At 71.4% G+C, this 15,873-nt stretch carries 17 protein-coding genes; 8 read left to right on the plus strand and 9 right to left on the minus strand.

The window, feature by feature from the left end:
- Positions 1 to 2: 2 nt before the first annotated feature.
- Complete coding sequence (locus SROS_RS40675) at positions 3 to 560, minus strand: DNA-3-methyladenine glycosylase I (protein WP_012894798.1); 558 nt, start codon at positions 558 to 560, stop codon at positions 3 to 5.
- Complete coding sequence (locus SROS_RS46655) at positions 557 to 1,141, minus strand: hypothetical protein (protein WP_052317145.1); 585 nt, start codon at positions 1,139 to 1,141, stop codon at positions 557 to 559. Before SROS_RS46655 ends, SROS_RS40675 begins: the two co-directional genes overlap by 4 nt.
- A gap of 41 nt (positions 1,142 to 1,182) precedes the next feature.
- Here SROS_RS46655 and SROS_RS40685 point away from each other — a divergent pair, with 41 nt between their 5' ends.
- Entirely contained in the window at positions 1,183 to 1,482 is a 300-nt protein-coding gene (locus tag SROS_RS40685) for a hypothetical protein (protein ID WP_043653947.1), read from the plus strand.
- Here SROS_RS40685 and SROS_RS40690 read toward each other — a convergent pair.
- From SROS_RS40690 to dapE, 3 genes are all read right to left on the minus strand, one after another.
- The gene (locus SROS_RS40690; RefSeq protein ID WP_012894800.1) at positions 1,459 to 2,046 is read right to left on the minus strand and encodes an LOG family protein; all 588 of its coding nucleotides are present in this window, start codon (positions 2,044 to 2,046) and stop codon (positions 1,459 to 1,461) included. The two genes, SROS_RS40685 and SROS_RS40690, sit on opposite strands and share 24 nt — an antisense overlap.
- A gap of 9 nt (positions 2,047 to 2,055) precedes the next feature.
- A complete protein-coding gene (locus SROS_RS40695) occupies positions 2,056 to 2,850 on the minus strand; it encodes an LOG family protein (RefSeq protein ID WP_043658004.1) in 795 nt (264 codons plus the stop codon).
- A 192-nt stretch (positions 2,851 to 3,042) separates the two neighbouring features.
- On the minus strand, positions 3,043 to 4,104 hold the full coding sequence (gene dapE / locus SROS_RS40700) for a succinyl-diaminopimelate desuccinylase (RefSeq protein ID WP_012894802.1): 1,062 nt from the start codon (positions 4,102 to 4,104) through the stop codon (positions 3,043 to 3,045).
- 41 nt (positions 4,105 to 4,145) lie between these two features.
- Here dapE and SROS_RS40705 point away from each other — a divergent pair, with 41 nt between their 5' ends.
- Positions 4,146 to 4,901 carry a MerR family transcriptional regulator gene (locus SROS_RS40705; protein WP_012894803.1) on the plus strand — a complete coding sequence of 252 codons (756 nt, stop codon included), beginning with the start codon at positions 4,146 to 4,148 and terminating at the stop codon, positions 4,899 to 4,901.
- A gap of 114 nt (positions 4,902 to 5,015) precedes the next feature.
- On the opposite strand, the gene SROS_RS40710 is transcribed toward SROS_RS40705, so the two are convergent.
- Positions 5,016 to 5,846, minus strand: coding sequence for a 2,3,4,5-tetrahydropyridine-2,6-dicarboxylate N-succinyltransferase (locus SROS_RS40710; protein WP_012894804.1), 831 nt, complete (start codon positions 5,844 to 5,846; stop codon positions 5,016 to 5,018).
- A 202-nt stretch (positions 5,847 to 6,048) separates the two neighbouring features.
- On the opposite strand from SROS_RS40710, the gene SROS_RS40715 reads away from it, so the two are divergent.
- Positions 6,049 to 6,873 carry a hypothetical protein gene (locus SROS_RS40715; RefSeq protein ID WP_012894805.1) on the plus strand — a complete coding sequence of 275 codons (825 nt, stop codon included), beginning with the start codon at positions 6,049 to 6,051 and terminating at the stop codon, positions 6,871 to 6,873.
- On the opposite strand, the gene SROS_RS40720 is transcribed toward SROS_RS40715, so the two are convergent.
- The 3 genes from SROS_RS40720 to fdxA all read right to left on the minus strand — a co-directional run bounded on the left by SROS_RS40720 (position 6,870) and on the right by fdxA (position 9,060).
- Positions 6,870 to 7,538, minus strand: coding sequence for a DUF4178 domain-containing protein (locus tag SROS_RS40720; RefSeq protein WP_012894806.1), 669 nt, complete (start codon positions 7,536 to 7,538; stop codon positions 6,870 to 6,872). The genes SROS_RS40715 and SROS_RS40720 overlap by 4 nt on opposite strands.
- Before the next feature lie 11 nt (positions 7,539 to 7,549).
- The gene (gene dapC / locus SROS_RS40725; RefSeq protein WP_012894807.1) at positions 7,550 to 8,629 is read right to left on the minus strand and encodes a succinyldiaminopimelate transaminase; all 1,080 of its coding nucleotides are present in this window, start codon (positions 8,627 to 8,629) and stop codon (positions 7,550 to 7,552) included.
- A gap of 104 nt (positions 8,630 to 8,733) precedes the next feature.
- Complete coding sequence (gene fdxA / locus SROS_RS40730) at positions 8,734 to 9,060, minus strand: ferredoxin (RefSeq protein WP_012894808.1); 327 nt, start codon at positions 9,058 to 9,060, stop codon at positions 8,734 to 8,736.
- A gap of 160 nt (positions 9,061 to 9,220) precedes the next feature.
- Here fdxA and SROS_RS54680 point away from each other — a divergent pair, with 160 nt between their 5' ends.
- From SROS_RS54680 to SROS_RS40755, 5 genes are all read left to right on the plus strand, one after another.
- Positions 9,221 to 9,388: a putative acetyltransferase gene (locus SROS_RS54680; RefSeq protein WP_425358625.1), complete on the plus strand. Its 168-nt coding sequence runs from the start codon at positions 9,221 to 9,223 to the stop codon at positions 9,386 to 9,388.
- A gap of 91 nt (positions 9,389 to 9,479) precedes the next feature.
- Complete coding sequence (locus tag SROS_RS40740) at positions 9,480 to 10,538, plus strand: ABC transporter substrate-binding protein (RefSeq protein WP_043653949.1); 1,059 nt, start codon at positions 9,480 to 9,482, stop codon at positions 10,536 to 10,538.
- Positions 10,539 to 10,643: 105 nt separating this feature from the next.
- The gene (locus SROS_RS40745; RefSeq protein WP_012894811.1) at positions 10,644 to 11,420 is read left to right on the plus strand and encodes a class I SAM-dependent methyltransferase; all 777 of its coding nucleotides are present in this window, start codon (positions 10,644 to 10,646) and stop codon (positions 11,418 to 11,420) included.
- A gap of 111 nt (positions 11,421 to 11,531) precedes the next feature.
- The gene (locus tag SROS_RS40750; protein WP_012894812.1) at positions 11,532 to 13,766 is read left to right on the plus strand and encodes a hypothetical protein; all 2,235 of its coding nucleotides are present in this window, start codon (positions 11,532 to 11,534) and stop codon (positions 13,764 to 13,766) included.
- A 3-nt stretch (positions 13,767 to 13,769) separates the two neighbouring features.
- Complete coding sequence (locus tag SROS_RS40755; protein WP_012894813.1) at positions 13,770 to 15,827, plus strand: UvrD-helicase domain-containing protein; 2,058 nt, start codon at positions 13,770 to 13,772, stop codon at positions 15,825 to 15,827.
- Positions 15,828 to 15,873 lie beyond the last annotated feature (46 nt).

The raw sequence follows: 15,873 nt of genomic DNA on the forward strand, positions 1-15,873 counted from the left end.
CGCTAGCTGCCCGCGTCGCGCACCCAGCAGTCGGACAGGTGGTCGTTGACCAGGCCGATGGCCTGCATCAGCGCGTAGGCGGTGGTGGGGCCGACGAACCGGAAGCCGTGCGACCTGAGCTCCTTGGCGAGCGCCTTGGAGCCGGGAGTATGGGCGGGCACGTCCGCCAGGGTCTTCGGGACGGGGGAGGCCGGGTCGGCGTGACGCCAGACGAGGTCGGACAGGCCGACGTCGAGGGCGGCCCTGGCGTTGGCGATCGCGGCCTCGATCTTGGCCCGGTTGCGGACGATGCCGGTGTCGGCCAGCAGGCGATCCACGTCGGACGGGCCGAACGCCGCCACGGCCGGGATCGAGAACCCGGCGAAGGCGGCCCGGAAGTTCTCCCGCTTGCGCAGGATCGTGATCCATGACAGGCCGGACTGGAAGGCCTCCAGGGTGAGCCGCTCGAACACGCGGTCGTCGCCCTCGACCCTGCGGCCCCACTCCTCGTCGTGGTAGGCGAGGTAGTCGGGGGCCGAGCTCACCCAGCCGCAGCGGACGGGCTCCACGGACTCGGTCATCGGACCTCCTTCGCGTCCGGCACGCCCAGCCGGTCGCGTTCCCAGCCGTCCTCCCGATCACCGTCGCGGACGGCTTCCCCGTCACTCTCCCGGACGGCCTCCCCGTCGCGCCCCCGCACGTCTTCGCCGTCATCCTCACGGACGTCCGCGCCGTCGCCGTCACGGGCGGCGAGAGACTCCGGCGGCGTCTCGGACAGCTCGGGGAACTCCGCGGGGCCCTCGGGCTCGTGCTCGGTACGCGGGGCGGTCAGCGGGCCGGCGTGGATCTCCTGGCGGGCCTGGAGCCTGCCGGCCAGCAGCTCCGCCACCCGCTGTTCGAGCACCGCGATCCTGGTGTCGCGCTCGCTCAGCGCGTTCACGATCCGGTTCAGGGTCTCGTCCACGCTCTGCGTGTGATATCCGACGAGGCTGACCGGGAGTTGCAGGGCCATGAGGTCGGCGGAGCCGACCTGCCCGGCGGCGGGTAGATCCAGCGGGGGGACGTCGGGCGCGAACTCGCTCAGTTCGCCGCCCCCGCCCATGGCGACCACCACCACGCCTGCGAGGATGGCTACGGCAGCGAGAGCGAGTACGACCAGCACATACGAATCGTGCCACAACTCCTCTGATCTAGGATCGCGCCATGACAGCTCTCGTGGTGTTCGCTCCCGATGACCCGGGTGACCCCGATTGGGCCGAGGCCCACTCGATCGCCGAGATCGAGGAGCTCACCCGTGCCGGGCACACCGTCGCCGTCACGCCCGCCGCGCTGGCCGGAGACGGCAGCGAGGCCGCGGAACTCGCCGCGGCCTCGATCTGCGCCTGGGCCGGCGCCCGGGTCTTCCGCACCACCCGCCCCGCTCAGGTACGGCTGGCGGTCGAGATGACCGAGTCCCTGGCCGGGCGGCGGCCGCCCGCGCTAACCCGCCGTGGCCTCGCCTAGCTCCTCGGCGCTGGGCACCAGGTACGTGGTCGTCTTCTCCAGGTGCCGGAACGCCTCCTCGACCGTGGTGGTCCAGGAGATCGCGTCGAAGACGTCCGGCCGGGTGAACCCCTGCTCGTGCATCCCCTCCACCAGGCTCCTCAACGGCGCGTAGACGCCCCACGGGTCGAGGAGCACCAGCGGCTTGTCGTGCAGGCCGATCGTCCGCGACGTCCAGATCTCGAACAGCTCCTCCAGCGTCCCGATGCCGCCGGGCAGGACCAGGAAGGCATCGGAGCGGGCGTCCATGATGCCCTTGCGCTCACGCATGTCGGTGGTGACGATCAGCTCGTCGGACTCCTCGTCGGCGACCTCGATGTCCACCAGGGCCTGCGGGATCACCCCGATGGTCCGGCCCCCGCCCGCGCGTGCCGCCCGTGCCACCGCGCCCATGCAGGAGACCTTGGCGCCCCCGCTCACTAGTGCGTGCCCCCGCCTGGCCAGCTCGGCGCCGACCTCCTCGGCCAGGGTCAGATACTTGTTGTCGATCTTCTGACTCGATGCCAGGAATACACAAATGAACACGGGCAAACCCTATTGGGCGTCGCCGACCGTGTTACGGACCGCCCGCTGTTCCTCCCTGAGCCGCTCCGCCCTGTTCCGGTCGGCGTCGGCGATGATCCGTACGGCCTCGTCCACGTCGTCGGTGACGTGGACGAGATCCACGTCAGCCAGGGAGATCTTGCCGCTGGACACGAGGGTGTTCTTGATCCAGTCGAGCAGCCCTCCCCAGAACTCCGTGCCCATCAGCACGACGGGGAAGGAGGTGACCTTGCGCGTCTGGACCAGCGTCAGCGCCTCGAACAGCTCGTCCATCGTGCCGAAGCCGCCCGGCAGCGCGACGAAGCCGCAGGAGTACTTCACGAACATGGTCTTGCGGACGAAGAAGTAGCGGAACTCGATGCCGAGATCCACGTATTCGTTCATGTGCTGCTCGAAGGGGAGTTCGATGCCGAGGCCGACGGAGACCCCGCCCGCCTCCCTGGCTCCCTTGTTGGCCGCCTCCATGCAGCCGGGGCCGCCACCGGTGATCACGGCGTAGCCCGCCTCGGAGAGTTTCCGGCCAATCTGGACGCCCATCTCATACTCGGGCGTGTCCTCGGGACTACGGGCGGACCCGAAGACGGTCACCGCCTGAGGAAGCTCGGCGAGCTGACCGAAGCCCTCCACGAACTCCGCCTGGATGCGCATCACCCGCCACGGGTCCATGTGCAGCCAGTCGGCCGGGCCTCTGCGATCAAGAAGCCGCTGGTCATGGGTGGAGTCGGAGACGAGATCGCCGCGGACCACGGCGGCTCCCTGACGGCGTTCCGGACGTGTCTTCTTCATGTCGGTCACCGTAGCGCCGCCTTCAGAAAAATCTTGGAAAATCTCCGGGAAAAGACGGAACCGGATTTCGACGAGCCTGCGTCTAACTGCCGAGGGTGCTGCTCGGGACTGAAAGTGGCTTTCCCCGCCAAATGGCCGGCGAGGAAAGCCACTTTCATTTATGCCCATCCGCCCGGACGACGTCTGCCCAGGTCAGCCCAGCCAGCCGAGCATTCTGCGCTCGCAGTCGGCGATCTTCTCCAGCGAGACGTACTCCCCGCGCTGATGCGCCAGATTCGGGTCGCCCGGACCGTAGTTCACGGCGGGGACCCCAAGGCTGGAGAACAGCGATACATCGGTCCAGCCGAGTTTGGCCCTGGGGGTGCCGCCGACGGCCTCCAGGAAGGCCGCCGCCACCGGATGGGTCAGGCCGGGCCGCGCCGCCGCGGCCCCGTCGGTGAACCGGACCTCGAAGCCGTCGAACACCTCGCTCACGTGCTCCTGGGCAGCCTCCAGGGACAGGTCGGGGGCGAAGCGGTAGTTGACGGTCACCACGCACTCGTCGGGGATCACGTTGCCGGCCACGCCGCCGCCGATCGCCACCGCGTTCAGGCCCTCGTGGTACTCCAGCCCGTCCACCACCGGCAGCCTGGCCCGGTAGGCGTTCAGGATCGCGAGGACCGGCTCGGCGGCGTGGACGGCGTTGACCCCGAGCCAGGACCTCGCGCTGTGCGCGCGCTTGCCACGGGTCGTGATCTGGGCCCGGAGCGTGCCCTGGCAGCCGCCCTCGATCACGCCGTCGGTGGGCTCCATGAGCACCGCGAAGTCACCCGCGAGCAACGCGGGGTGCCGGCGGCTGAGCCGGAGCAGGCCGTTGCGCTCGGCCTCGATCTCCTCGCAGTCGTAGAAGACGTAGGTGACGTCCCGGCTCGGCTCCCGGAGCGCCGCGGCCAGCTTCAGCGCGACCGCGACGCCGGCTTTCATGTCCGAGGTGCCGCAGCCGTACAGCAGGTCGCCCTCGACCCGGCTGGGCAGGTTGCCGGCGACCGGGACGGTGTCGATGTGCCCGGCGATCACCACCCGCTCGCCGCGGCCGAGCTCGGTGCGGGCGACGATCGCCTCGCCGTCGCGGTGCACGCTCAGATGCGGGAGGGGGCGCAGGGCCTCCTCGACCGCGTCCGCCAGTGCCTTCTCGTCGCCGCTGACCGACTCGACGTCGACGATCCGCGCGGTGAGCGCCCCGACATCCTGTGTGAGATCCAGACGCGTACTCATGCTCGCGACCTTATCCCCGGCCGTGGGCTTTACTGGAAGGCGTGTTACGCATCGGCGAACTGGCCGCGCTGGCCGGCGTCACGACCAGGACGATCCGCCACTACCACCAGGTGGCGCTGCTGGCCGAACCCCCGCGGACCGCGGCGGGCTACCGGCTGTACGGCATGGCCGACGTGGTCCGCCTGATCAGGATCCGCCGGCTGACGGCCCTCGGCATGAGCCTTCCCGACATCGGCCGGGTGCTCAGTCCCAGGCAGGACCTGCGCGAGGCGCTGGCGGATCTGGACGCCGACCTGGCCAGGGAGGAGGAGGCCGTCCGGCGGCAGCGGGCCATGCTCGCCGAGCTCATGCACACCGGTCGCGATCCGGCGCTGACGCCGGAGATGGGCCACATCTTCGCCGAGCTGGAACAGATCTTCCCCTCCCACCCACTGCTGGAGCGGGAACGGGAGACGATCACCCTGCTGGAGGCGGCGGCGCCGGAGGCGGCACGGGCGCTGACCGGCGTCTACCGGATGTCGATGGGCGACGAGAGGCTCCAGCGCCGGATGTGGGACATCGGGCTCCGGTTCGAGGCGCTGCAGGACGCCTCCCCCGACGACCCGGAGGTCGCGGCGCTCGCCGCCGAGCTGGCCGACGCGCTGCGCCCCTTCATGGACGCCGTGTCGGCCGGCGACCGTGCGGCGGCCGGGCCCGGCGGCCCGGCGGGGGCCGTGGCGGGAGAGACGCTCAGCGCGATGATGGTCGGCTCCCTGTCACCCGCCCAGCGCAGGGTCGTCGAGCTCCTCACGCCCTGACACCCACGACGCTCACGCACCGCGCGCCCCGTCACACCTCACCCGCCGCACGGACCCCGTCGCGCACCGTGCACCGCGCGTGCGGTGCGCGCCGGCGCGCGCCCCGGCCGCGGCTCAGGCGTTGACGCCGTGCTCGCGGAGGATCTCGTTGAGCTCCGCCTTGTCGTGCCGCCGCCCCTCCCGCAGGCGCTTGAGCACCAGCACGCAGGGCAGCCCGAAGGTGCCACCGGGGAACTCCCGGTTGCGGGTGCCGCCGACCGCCACGCACCAGTCGGGGACGCGGCCCCGGCCCAGCTCCTCACCCGTCCGTACGTCGATGACGGGCATCGAGGCGGACAGGATGGTGCCGGCGCCGACCACCGCGCCCCTGCCCACCCGGGCCCCTTCCACGATCATCGCGCGGCTGCCGATCAGCGCGTCGTCCTCGACGACCACCGGGACCGCGTTCGGGGGCTCCAGGACGCCGCCGATCCCGACCCCGCCGGACAGGTGGACGTTCTTGCCGATCTGGGCGCACGAGCCGACCGTGGCCCAGGTGTCCACCATGGTCCCGGCGTCCACGTAGGCGCCGATGTTGACGAAGGAGGGCATCAGCACCACGCCGGGCGCGACGTAGGCGCCCCAGCGGGCGATCGCCCCGGGCACCACGCGGACGCCGTCGAAGGAGGTCTTCAGCGGGACGCGGTCGTGATGGTGGAAGTCTCCCACCTGGGACCTGGCCATGCCGAGCACGCGGAACGCCAGCAGGATGGCCCGCTTGGCCCGCTCGTCCACGACCACCTCGCCGGTGGGGGAGACGGCGGCGACCCGGGCTCTGCCGGTGTCGAGCATGTCGACGGCGCCGACGACGACGCTCCGCGCCTCGGCGTCACCGGGACCCAGCTCGGTCCGGCGCTCCCACAGCTCGTCGACGGCCGCCGGCAGCGGGCTGGAATGGGTCTGGATCGTGGCTCCTCCGCTCCCACGCGAAAGCGGCTTCCCGCCTCCCGGAGGAGGCGGCTTCTCGCTAGGCCGCAGGGCGTCGCGACGGACAAGCCCTGCCCGCAGAACGTGTGGAACGATAACAGAGGGCGACCGTCCGACTTCAAGATTAGACCGATAATTTCCGGCGGTTCTTCCCCTGCCCGGGACCGGTAGGTTCTTCAGGGTGCGACGGCGATTCTCCAAAGGGGTCATCGCGATCATCGTGATCGTGGGCGTGCTCGCGGTGGCCATCACCGTGGGTATCTTCGCCCTGCTCAACAGGGTCACGCCGTTCACCGAGCCGGTGGAGGGGTGCAAGATCACCACCCCGGAGGGCTCCTTGGAGCTGGAGATCCCGCAGGCCCAGGTGGCCTCGGTCATCGCGGCGGTGGCGGCCCGCAGGAAACTGCCCGAGCGGGCCGTCGTGATCGCGTACGCCACCGGCATCCAGGAGTCCAAGCTGCTGAACCTGCCGTTCGGCGACCGCGACTCGGTCGGGGTGTTCCAGCAGCGGCCCTCGCAGGGCTGGGGCAGGCCCGAGCAGCTCGTCGACCCGGTCTACTCCTCGGGCAAGTTCTTCTCCGCGCTGGTGAAGGTGAAGCGCTACCGGAAGCTGCCGCTCCACGAGGCGGCCCAGGAGGTGCAGCGCTCGGCCGACGGCTCGGCCTACGCCCAGCACGAGGGGGAGGCGAAGATCCTCGCCGCGGCGTTCACCGGGCGGGTGCCCCAGGCCGTGCACTGCTGGTTCCCCGCCCCCACCGGGAAGACGCCCGTCGCCGGCGCCGCCGGGGCCAGGCAGGAGCTCGCCCGTGCGCTCGGCTCCGGGACCACGCTCAACGCCACCTCGCAGAAGCACGGCTGGCTGATGTCCGGCTGGTCGATCGCCCACGCCAAGGAGTTCGGGCTGCGGCGGGTCCGCTACAACGGCCGGAGCTGGGCTCCGGTGAGCGGTGACGACGCGTGGAAGGCCGACGCCGGAGCCCCGGCGGGCAAGGTCGAGATCTCCTAGCCCTTCTTCTCGATCTTGATGGAGCCCGGCGGCAGCGGCTGGGCGTAGGAGGAGCTCCAGGGCTGTCCCTGGAGCCGCTCGAAGCAGAGCAGGCGGCCGTCGGCGGCCCGGTAGTCGGCGAAGTCGAGCAGGCCCCGCTCGGGCATCGAGGTGACGCCCTCCCCGCGGAAGGCCGCGGTCCCGCGGTCCACCGGGAAGAACTCGACTCCCTCGACGCTCAGCGTGGTCTTGGCCGGGATCATGCCCTGCGTGGGCACCGGCGTCCACAGCAGCACCTCGAGGTGGGGCGGGTCACCCGGGTTCAGGCCGGCACGCGTCTCGATCGACAGCCACTGGTAGCGGCGGGTCCCGTCGTCGAGCAGGTACTCCGTCCACTGGTTTCCCTGCCATGACAGGTACATCGCGCCCAGGACGCGGGTCCGCACGCTCTGGCAGTCGATCGTGTCGCCCACCTTGATCGTGCGGGGGTCGGGGTAGTCGATGCCGACATGGCCCGCGCTCGGCTGAGGCGGCGGCGCGACCTCGGCCGGCTGGAGGGGGGTATCGCCGGGCGGCTCCGCCTTGCGCGGCTTCCTGTCCTGACGCGTGGTCGCGAAGAACGCGCCAAGCAAAAGAACCAGTGTCACTGCGCTCAGTCCGAGTATCGCGGCGACCTCAGGGGTCATGCCGCGCGATCCTACTGGAGGCGGCGGACCGCCGCACTGATGCGTTCGTCGCTCGCGGTCACGGCAATTCGGATATGTCCGCCACCGGCTTCTCCGTAGAAATCACCGGGTGCCACCAAAATCCCCTTATCGGCCAGCGCGCGCACCTGCTTCCAGCAGTCCGTGCCGTTGGACGCCCACAGGTACAGGCCCGCGGTGGAGTGCTCGATCTCCCAGCCGGCCGCCTCCAGGGCGGGACGGAGCGCCGCCCGGCGGGCGGCGTAACGGGCGCGCTGCTCCTCGGCGTGCTCGTCGTCGTCCAGGGCCACGGCCATCGCCGCCTGGACCGGCGCCGGCATGAGCATGCCGGCGTGCTTGCGGACCTCCAGCAGCCGCCGGATCAGCGCCGGGTCGCCCGCGACGAACCCGGCACGGTAGCCCGCCAGGTTGGAGCGCTTGGACAGCGAGTGCACCGCGAGCAGGCCCTCGTGCGACCCGCCGCACACGTCCGGGTGCAGGATCGAGACCGGCCGCTCCTCCCAGCCCAGCTCGATGTAGCACTCGTCGGAGGCCACGACCGCGCCGTGCTCGCGCGCCCACGAGACGACCTTGCGCAGGTGCTCGGCGGGCAGGACCTTGCCCGTCGGGTTGGACGGGGAGTTCACCCAGACCAGCGGCACCCGCTCGGGCCCGAGCGCCAGCAGCCCGTCGGTGGCGTACGGCTCGGCGCCCGCGAGACGGGCGCCCACGTCGTAGGTGGGGTAGGCCAGCTCGGGGAAGATCACGCGCTGGCCGGAACCGATGCCCAGCAGCGTCGGCAGCCAGGCCACGAACTCCTTGGAGCCGATCAGCGGCAGCACGTCCGCCTGGTCCAGGGTCACGCCGTGCCGGCGCCGCAGCCAGCCCGCCGCGGCGGAGCGGAGCCGCTCGGTGCCGTAGGTGAGCGGGTAGCCCGGACTGTCGGAGGCGTCCGCCAGCGCCTGCCGTACGACGGCCGGCACCGGGTCGACGGGGGTGCCGACCGAGAGGTCGACGATCCCCTCAGGATGCGACTGCGCCAGCTCCTTAAGCGGCGTGAGCCGATCCCATGGGAAATCCGGCAGGCCGATCACAGCTCTCCCCCGCTAGGCATGTCCCCCACCAGGGCCGGGAGGGGAAAGACGTCTTCTCCGTGGACTCCGCCGGGCGGGGACGGCCCGCCCGGCGGCACAGGCTGCTAGTGGCTCTCGGCCTGCGGGGGCAGGACCGCGACGACCGGGTGGTCCTTGTTGATCTTGCCGACCTTGGAGGCGCCTCCGGGCGACCCGAGGTCTTCGAAGAAGTCCACGTTCGCCTTGTAGAAGTCCTTCCACTGGTCGGGAAGGTCGTCCTCATAGAAGATCGCTTCAACGGGACAGACGGGTTCGCACGCACCGCAGTCCACGCACTCGTCAGGGTGGATGTAGAGCATGCGCTCGCCCTCGTAGATGCAATCGACGGGGCACTCCTCGATGCACGCCTTGTCCAGGACGTCCACGCAAGGCTGCGCGATGACGTAGGTCACCTCGGGCTCCTTCTTTTTTACGCACCTAGGCACGACTTCGACCGCGGGTTGCTACGCCCTAGTATTGCCGTGCCCGCCAAATGACTGAAACGGGAGGGGGCAAAAGACGGTGAACCCGGGCCTCGGCGCTCGCCTCAATATCACCATAACCCCTTCTGACGTGGGCAAAAGAGTAACCACACGACGCCGTGTTCCAGAAGGGTTTCGCGACGCCGTGGGCCGGCTCGAATTCTGGCGGGACGGCGTGCTCGGCGTGCGCAAACGCGACGGCACCCTGGTCGAGATCCCCCAGGAGACGCTCGCGGCGGCGAAGGTCGTCCCCGGCTGACCGTGCCGGCGCCCTCCCCAGGCAAACCGGACGTAAGCCGTTCACCAAAAAAGGCCGCGCCTCCTCGATCCACCCGATCGTCACGTGGAGTATGCGTCGCGTGACCGTACGCATCAGCGCCGCCGCCGCCGTGATCCTCACCGCCACGATCGCCGGGTGCGGCGCCCCGGCTACCCCGGACAGACAACTACCGCCGGTCAAGCCCCAGGCGGCCTCCCTGCAGGAGGGGTTCTCGACGATGGAGCACCTCGTCGAGACGGCCCGGAAGGAGGGCTCGCTCACCGTGGTCGGGCTGCCGCGCGACTGGGTGAACTACGGCGAGATCATCGACGCCTTCTCCGAAGAGTACGGAATCAAGGTCGACCAGCTGGAGCCGGACGCGAGCAGCAAGCAGGAGATCGAGTCCGCGGCCCGGCTCAAGCCCGACGTGTTCGACCTGAGCCTGGAGGTCGCGGTGGCCAACGCCGCCGCCTTCGCCCCGTACAAGGTGCAGAACTGGCAGGACATCCCCGACGACGTCAAGGACAACGCCGGGCGCTGGTACGCCGGGTACGGGGGCTACATGTCCATCGGCTACGACCCCCGCAAGGTCGCGGCCCCGACCTCCTACGGCGACCTGCTCAAGCCCGGCTACAGCGTCTCGCTGCCCGGCGACCCGCGCCACAGCGCGGCGGCCTTCAACGCGGTGATGGCGGCCTCGCTCAGCCGCGGCGAGCCCCAGGCGAAGCGGGGCGTGGAGTTCTTCGAGCGCCTGAGGAAGACGGGCAACCTCGCGGCGTCGGAGCGGACGGCCTCGGCCGTCCTCGACTGGGACTACGACAACGCCGAGCGGTCGGGCTGGAAGGTCGCGATCCCGGGTGACGCGGTGCTCAGCTCGTACTACGTCCAGGCCGTGAGCAAGAACGCCCCGCACCCGGCCGCCGCCCGGCTGTGGCAGGAGTTCCTCTTCTCCGACAGGGGCCAGAACCTCTTCCTCAAGGGCTACGCCCGCCCGGCCCGGATGGAGGCCCTCCAGATGCGCGGCACGCTGGACAGAGAGCTCGCCGCCAGGCTTCCCGCCACGACCGCCAAGCCGGTGATGCTGAACATCCCGGAGATCGACGCCGCCAAGGCATACCTTCAGCGCGCGTGGAACGGAAAGACCGGATAGGCCTGAGGCTGCTGGGACTGACATGTCGCGACATCTCGGAGGCTCTAAAGTGTCTGGAGAGCACCGATAAGAGGCCGTGGCGTCTCGGAATGTGAGCTGATCGTCTTGCGATACGACGCCCCGAGCCCGACGAGGTGGAACGCTCGCTCCTATGACAGCAGCTTCGGATACGTCTCGGCACATGGTGCCCCCCTGGTTGAGCTGCTCGACCCCCAGCCAGGGGAGCGCATCGTGGACCTCGGCTGCGGCACCGGGGTGCTGACCGCCGAGATCACCTCCCGGGGGGCCCGCGTCCTGGGGATCGACGGATCCTCGGCGATGATCGAGAAGGCCCTGGCGCAGTATCCGGGGCTGGACTTCATCGTCGGCGACGGCCGCGACTTCACGGTCGCCCAGCCGTACGACGCGGTCTTCTCCAACGCCGCCCTGCACTGGATGGGGCGCGAGCCGGACGCGGTGATATCCAGCGTGCGCGAGGCGCTGACCCCCGGCGGGCGGTTCGTGGCCGAGATGGGCGGCGCGGGCAACTGCGCCGCGCTGACGGCGGCGCTGTCCACCGCGTGGCGGGAGCACGGGCTGCGAGAGCCCGACCTCCCCTGGTACTTCCCGACTCCGGCCGAATACGCCACGCGGCTGGAGAAGGGCGGGTTCGTCGTCCGCCTGCTGGAGTACTTCGACCGGCCGACTCCGCTTGACGAATGCCCCAACGGAGCGGCGGACTGGGTTCGGATGTTCGCCGGGTCACTGCTCCAGGGAGTGCCCGCAGACCTGGTCGAATCGCTGCTGCGCCGGGTGAACGAGCTGGCCGCGCCCGCACTGCGCCGGGAGACCGGTTGGATGGCCGACTACGTGCGGCTCCGGTTCGCCGCCGTACGCCGCTGACGAGACCCGATGCGCCAGGGCGATTTGCCAGACTATGGTCTGTTCCATGAGTCTCGTTCCCCGGCGACGTGGAGTGACTCGGGCGGCTTGAGGGGCTGGTGAAGGGAACGGATGAACTTCTGTCTGAGTGACCTCGTGCCGCCGCTGCGCTGGAGCGACGCGGCCACGATCCCACTCCTGCGCGACCAGCCCGACCTCCCGGACGCCTGGTGGCGCAGCCTGCCGATGGCCCGGGTGCTCGCCGTGCTGGACCCGGACGAGCTGGCCGAGATCCTGGCCCGGATCGCCCTGGAGCACTGGCCGGCCGCCGCCGTGGGCGACGTGCTCCCCGCCCTGTACGTCCTGGATCCCGACGAGGCCGACGAGCCCTGCACGGCCATCGCCCTCGACCGTACCGGCTCCTGGTCCGGCCTCCTCTCCCTCACCGGCCACCAGCTGCGCGACCAGCCGTTCATCCAGCCCTTCCCCGTGCTGAACGTCCTGTTCTCGGCGGTCTTCCACCGGATGGCCCATCCCGGGGCCGGACCGGGCCCCGGGTTCCCGGAGATGGCGCCCGCCGCGGTCGATTCCAGGACCGCGTCGATGGCCGTGGACCGCGAGAGCCCGGCCGGGGCGGGAGCGCGTGAAGCGGCCTTCGGGCTCGCGGCCGCGGCCGCCGCCGTCGCGGCGCGTCCGGAGACGCCGTCCCAGGCCGCCGTGCCGGGGGCCGTCGTGGGCGGGCCCGAGGCGCCGTTCCGGGCGGTGCCGGAGTGGCCGGACGCCGCTCCCCGGCCGGACGCCGCTCCCGCCGCTGTCGCCGTACCCCAGCCGGACATCGCTCCCGCCGCCGGGGCGGTCCCTGCCGAGCCCGCCGGGTCCGGCCCGGAGACCGGCCCCGGGCCGGGCGCGGGAACCGACCCGCGGGACAGCCCGCAGAACGGCCCGGGAGACGGCTCCGAGGACGCTTCCGCCGGCCCGGAGCCCCTGCCCGGCCCGGACGCCGGGGCGGCACCGGCCGCGGCCGTACCCGCCGCACGGGCCGCGCTGGAGGCCGAGGCGGCGAGCGGCGCGGACGACGAGGAGGCCCGGTGGCCCGCCGAGAGCGTTCACGCGCTGGTGGACGGCGCCTTCGCCAACCTGGAGGACAAGAGCTGGGCCATCGCGCAGAACAGGCTGTTCAGCGACGAACCGGCGACCGTGGAGGCGCTGGCCAAGCTCTTCGCGGTGCAGCCCGAGGTGATCCGCGAGCTGGAGGGCGACCTGCGCCTGCGGTTCAGCGCGTGGCTCGGCTCGGACGAGGCCGCGCCGTACCGGGAGCATCTGGCCGAGGTCAAGCGGGTCCTCGGCAAGGCCGCGCCCAAGACGCGCCTGATCACGGCCGCCGACTGGCACTCCCTTGAGCTCCACTCCCTCGACGTGCCCGCCTGGCAGTTCGTGCTGGCCAGCCTCCCCGAATACCACCTGGTCGACGAGTGGCTGGTGGAGGGTGACATCGTCGAGCTGCGCCACCACACGCGTGACGTGATCAGCGGCGCCAAGCCGCCGCTGACGATGACCAAGGCCCTCGCCCTGGTCACCTCCCTCGGCATCCACCCCGAGGTCTCGAAGGAGTGGCTGGAGAACGTCCCCCAGCTCCGCATCCTGGGCGCCGGCCAACGACCGCCCCAGCGGCCACCCCAGCGGGCGAACGGCTCGGCGACCAAGGCCAAGGGAGCCGAGAGGGCCAAGAGCGCCGACCGGGCCGAGAAAGCGGAGAAGGCCGAGAAGGCGGAGCGCGCCGAGAAGGCCGAGCGGCCGGTGGCCGACGCCCGCGGCAAGGGACCGGACGGGGAGCCCGGCAAGAGCCCGTTCCGGCCGCTCAAGGACGTCTCGCTGACCCGGCGCTGCTTCCGGCAGCCGGACGGCCGGTGGTGGCTCAGGATCGACGTCACCCCCGAGCACATCCAGGGAGCCGAGTGCCCGCTGCCCAGCGGGTTCGCCGCCTACCTCGGCATGTCGCCCGGCGGCAGCCGTACGGTCAACAGCGCGGTGGGCGAGCTCACCCTGAGCTGGCAGGAGCGGCCCGTCGTGGAATCGCTCAGGACGCTCCTCACGGACGTGGGCGCCAAGCAGGGGAGTTACCTGTTCCTGACGCTGTCCGACGAGGGGGTGCTGCGTGCCAGGCACCTGCCGGCCGCGGGCAAGGGGGTCGAGGCGACGGCGCAGGCGCTGCGGCTGGTCGGCTACACCGCGCCGGGCGGCACCCCGGAGCAGGCCGGCCGGGTCATCGCCACCCGGGTCGGCATGACCGGCCAGGTGAGCCTGCCTGACCTCCTCAGCCGGCTGCGAGAGCGCGGGGACCGCGACCTGCTGTCCCTGCTGGCCTAGCCGATGCCCCGACTCGCGATCTCCCCGGAGTTCCCCGTGGAACTCGGCGCCCTGGCCCAGCCGGTGCGCCGGGACGCCGTCGTCGCGGTGCGCAGGTTCATGCAGAACGTGGCGGGCGCGCCGCACCCCGAACGGGTCAGGGGCGCCAGGGACCCCCGGATCGTCACCCTCCGGCTGGGCGACGGCCATCGCGGTGTCGTGGTCAAGCAGCGGGACGTCTACTGGCTGCTGACCGTGCTGCCGGACGCCGAGGCGTGGGCCTACGCGCGGCGGTACCGGTTCGGCGTCAACACCGCGCTGGGCGTGATCGAGATGTGGGACGCCGAGGCGCTCGACCGGGTGGAGCCCGCCGTGCGCAGGGCGGCCGAGTCCTCCCCGACACGGCTGTTCGCCGACACCTGTGACACCGACCTGGCCGAGCTGGGGGTCGACAGGCGGTTCCTGCCGCTCGCCCGGCAGATCACCGACGAGCTGATCCTGGAGGCGCTGGAGCCGCTGCTGCCTCCGACGCAGTACGCGCCGCTGGCCGCGCTGGCCAGGGGCGAGTCGATGACCGGGGCCTGGCGGGAGCTGGAGGCCTGCCGCGCGGTCGCCGCCACCGGGGACCCGGTCGACCCCGAGGACTTCGCCGCCGCGCTCCTGCGCAGCCCGGACCGGGCCGTCTTCGTCGGCAGCCCGCGCGAGCTGAACCACGTGCTCGACGCGCCCGGCTGGTGCGTGTTCCTGCACCCGCCGCAGCACCGGCTGGCCCGCTGGGAGTCCTACGAGCAGCCGATGCTGGTCACCGGCGGCGTGGGCACCGGCAAGACCCTCGTCGCCCTCCAGCGCGCGGCCTTCCTGGCCGGGCGCGCCACCGGCCAGATCCTGCTCGTCACCTTCTCCCAGGGGCTGAGCGCCGACCTCGCCGCCCGGCTCGACCTGCTGATCGAGGACGAGGCGGCACGCAAGCGGGTCGAGGTCGGCAACGTCGACCGGCTGGCCCACCGCATCGTCTCCGAGTCCGAGGGGCGCTCGCCCGCGCTGGTCGGCGCCACCGAGATGACCGCGCTCTGGCAGGAGACGGAGAGCGACCACAGCCCGGCGTTCCTGCTGCGCGAGTGGGAGCAGGTGGTGCTGGCGCAGAACCTCCGGACCCTGGAGGAGTATCTGAGCGCCCCGCGTCCGGGCCGCAGCGTCGAGCTCACGGCCCCGGAGCGGACCGCCGTCTGGCGGGCCGTCGAGCACGTCACCGGGGAGCTGCGGGAGCGCGGCAAGCGCACCCTGCTCCAGCTGGCGGCCGAGGCGTCGCTGCTCCTGAGCCAGACGACGGGCGACCTGCTGGAGGAGACGGCGCCCAGGCGGGAGCCGTACCGGCACATCGTGGTGGACGAGGCGCAGGACCTGCACCCCGCGCAGTGGCGGCTGCTGCGCGCGGCGGTGCCGCACGCCCGCGACGACCTGTTCATCGTGGGAGATCCGCACCAGCGCATCTTCGACACGCGGGTCACCCTGGGCTCCGTGGGAATCGACGCGATCCAGCGGCGGCTTCAGGTGTCATACCGGCTTCCCCAGGAGATCCTCTCCTGGGGGGTGCGGCTGCGCGGGGGCGGCCCCGCAGACGGTCTGGTGGAGGGGGTCCAGGAGCTGTACGGCTTACATGCCACCCGGCACGGGCACCGTCCGATGGTCCGAGCCTACGATTCACCGGAGGAAGAGCTGACCGGTCTGGTCGCACAAGTGGGACAGTGGGTGGAGGACGGCGTGCCGCCGCGCGAGATCGGGGTGGCCGCCAGGACCGCCGGCCTCGTGCGCGATGCCCGGTCCGCCCTGCACGAGTTGGGGGTGAGAGTGACGACGTTGCACGGCATGAAGGGACTGGAGTTCCGGCGGGTCGCCGTGATCGGCGTGGCCGACGGGATCGTGCCGTCCCCGGAATCGCTGACCCCCGCCGGTGAGGACCCCTCGGCCCGGGCACACGACCTCCAGCGTGAGCGCGGCCTGCTCTACGTCGCCTGCACCCGGGCACGGGAGCTGCTCTATGTCTCCTACTCCGGGCGAGCCAGTCCCTTCCTTCCCACCTGATCACATACTCTGAACTGCGGATATATTCCCCTTTGCCGGTTGGACC

This window comes from Streptosporangium roseum DSM 43021, assembly GCF_000024865.1.
Classification (GTDB): Bacteria; Actinomycetota; Actinomycetes; order Streptosporangiales; family Streptosporangiaceae; genus Streptosporangium; species Streptosporangium roseum.

Bases quoted from the DNA above. Each gene is read 5' to 3' on its own strand.
- dapE (WP_012894802.1), bottom strand. From the start codon at position 4,104: ATGAGTACGCGTCTGGATCTCACACAGGATGTCGGGGCGCTCACCGCG.
- SROS_RS40695 (WP_043658004.1), bottom strand. From the start codon at position 2,850: ATGAAGAAGACACGTCCGGAACGCCGTCAGGGAGCCGCCGTGGTCCGC.
- SROS_RS40720 (WP_012894806.1), bottom strand. From the start codon at position 7,538: ATGACCCCTGAGGTCGCCGCGATACTCGGACTGAGCGCAGTGACACTG.
- SROS_RS40675 (WP_012894798.1), bottom strand. From the start codon at position 560: ATGACCGAGTCCGTGGAGCCCGTCCGCTGCGGCTGGGTGAGCTCGGCC.
- SROS_RS40740 (WP_043653949.1), top strand. From the start codon at position 9,480: ATGCGTCGCGTGACCGTACGCATCAGCGCCGCCGCCGCCGTGATCCTC.
- SROS_RS40755 (WP_012894813.1), top strand. From the start codon at position 13,770: ATGCCCCGACTCGCGATCTCCCCGGAGTTCCCCGTGGAACTCGGCGCC.
- SROS_RS40685 (WP_043653947.1), top strand. From the start codon at position 1,183: ATGACAGCTCTCGTGGTGTTCGCTCCCGATGACCCGGGTGACCCCGAT.
- SROS_RS40750 (WP_012894812.1), top strand. From the start codon at position 11,532: ATGAACTTCTGTCTGAGTGACCTCGTGCCGCCGCTGCGCTGGAGCGAC.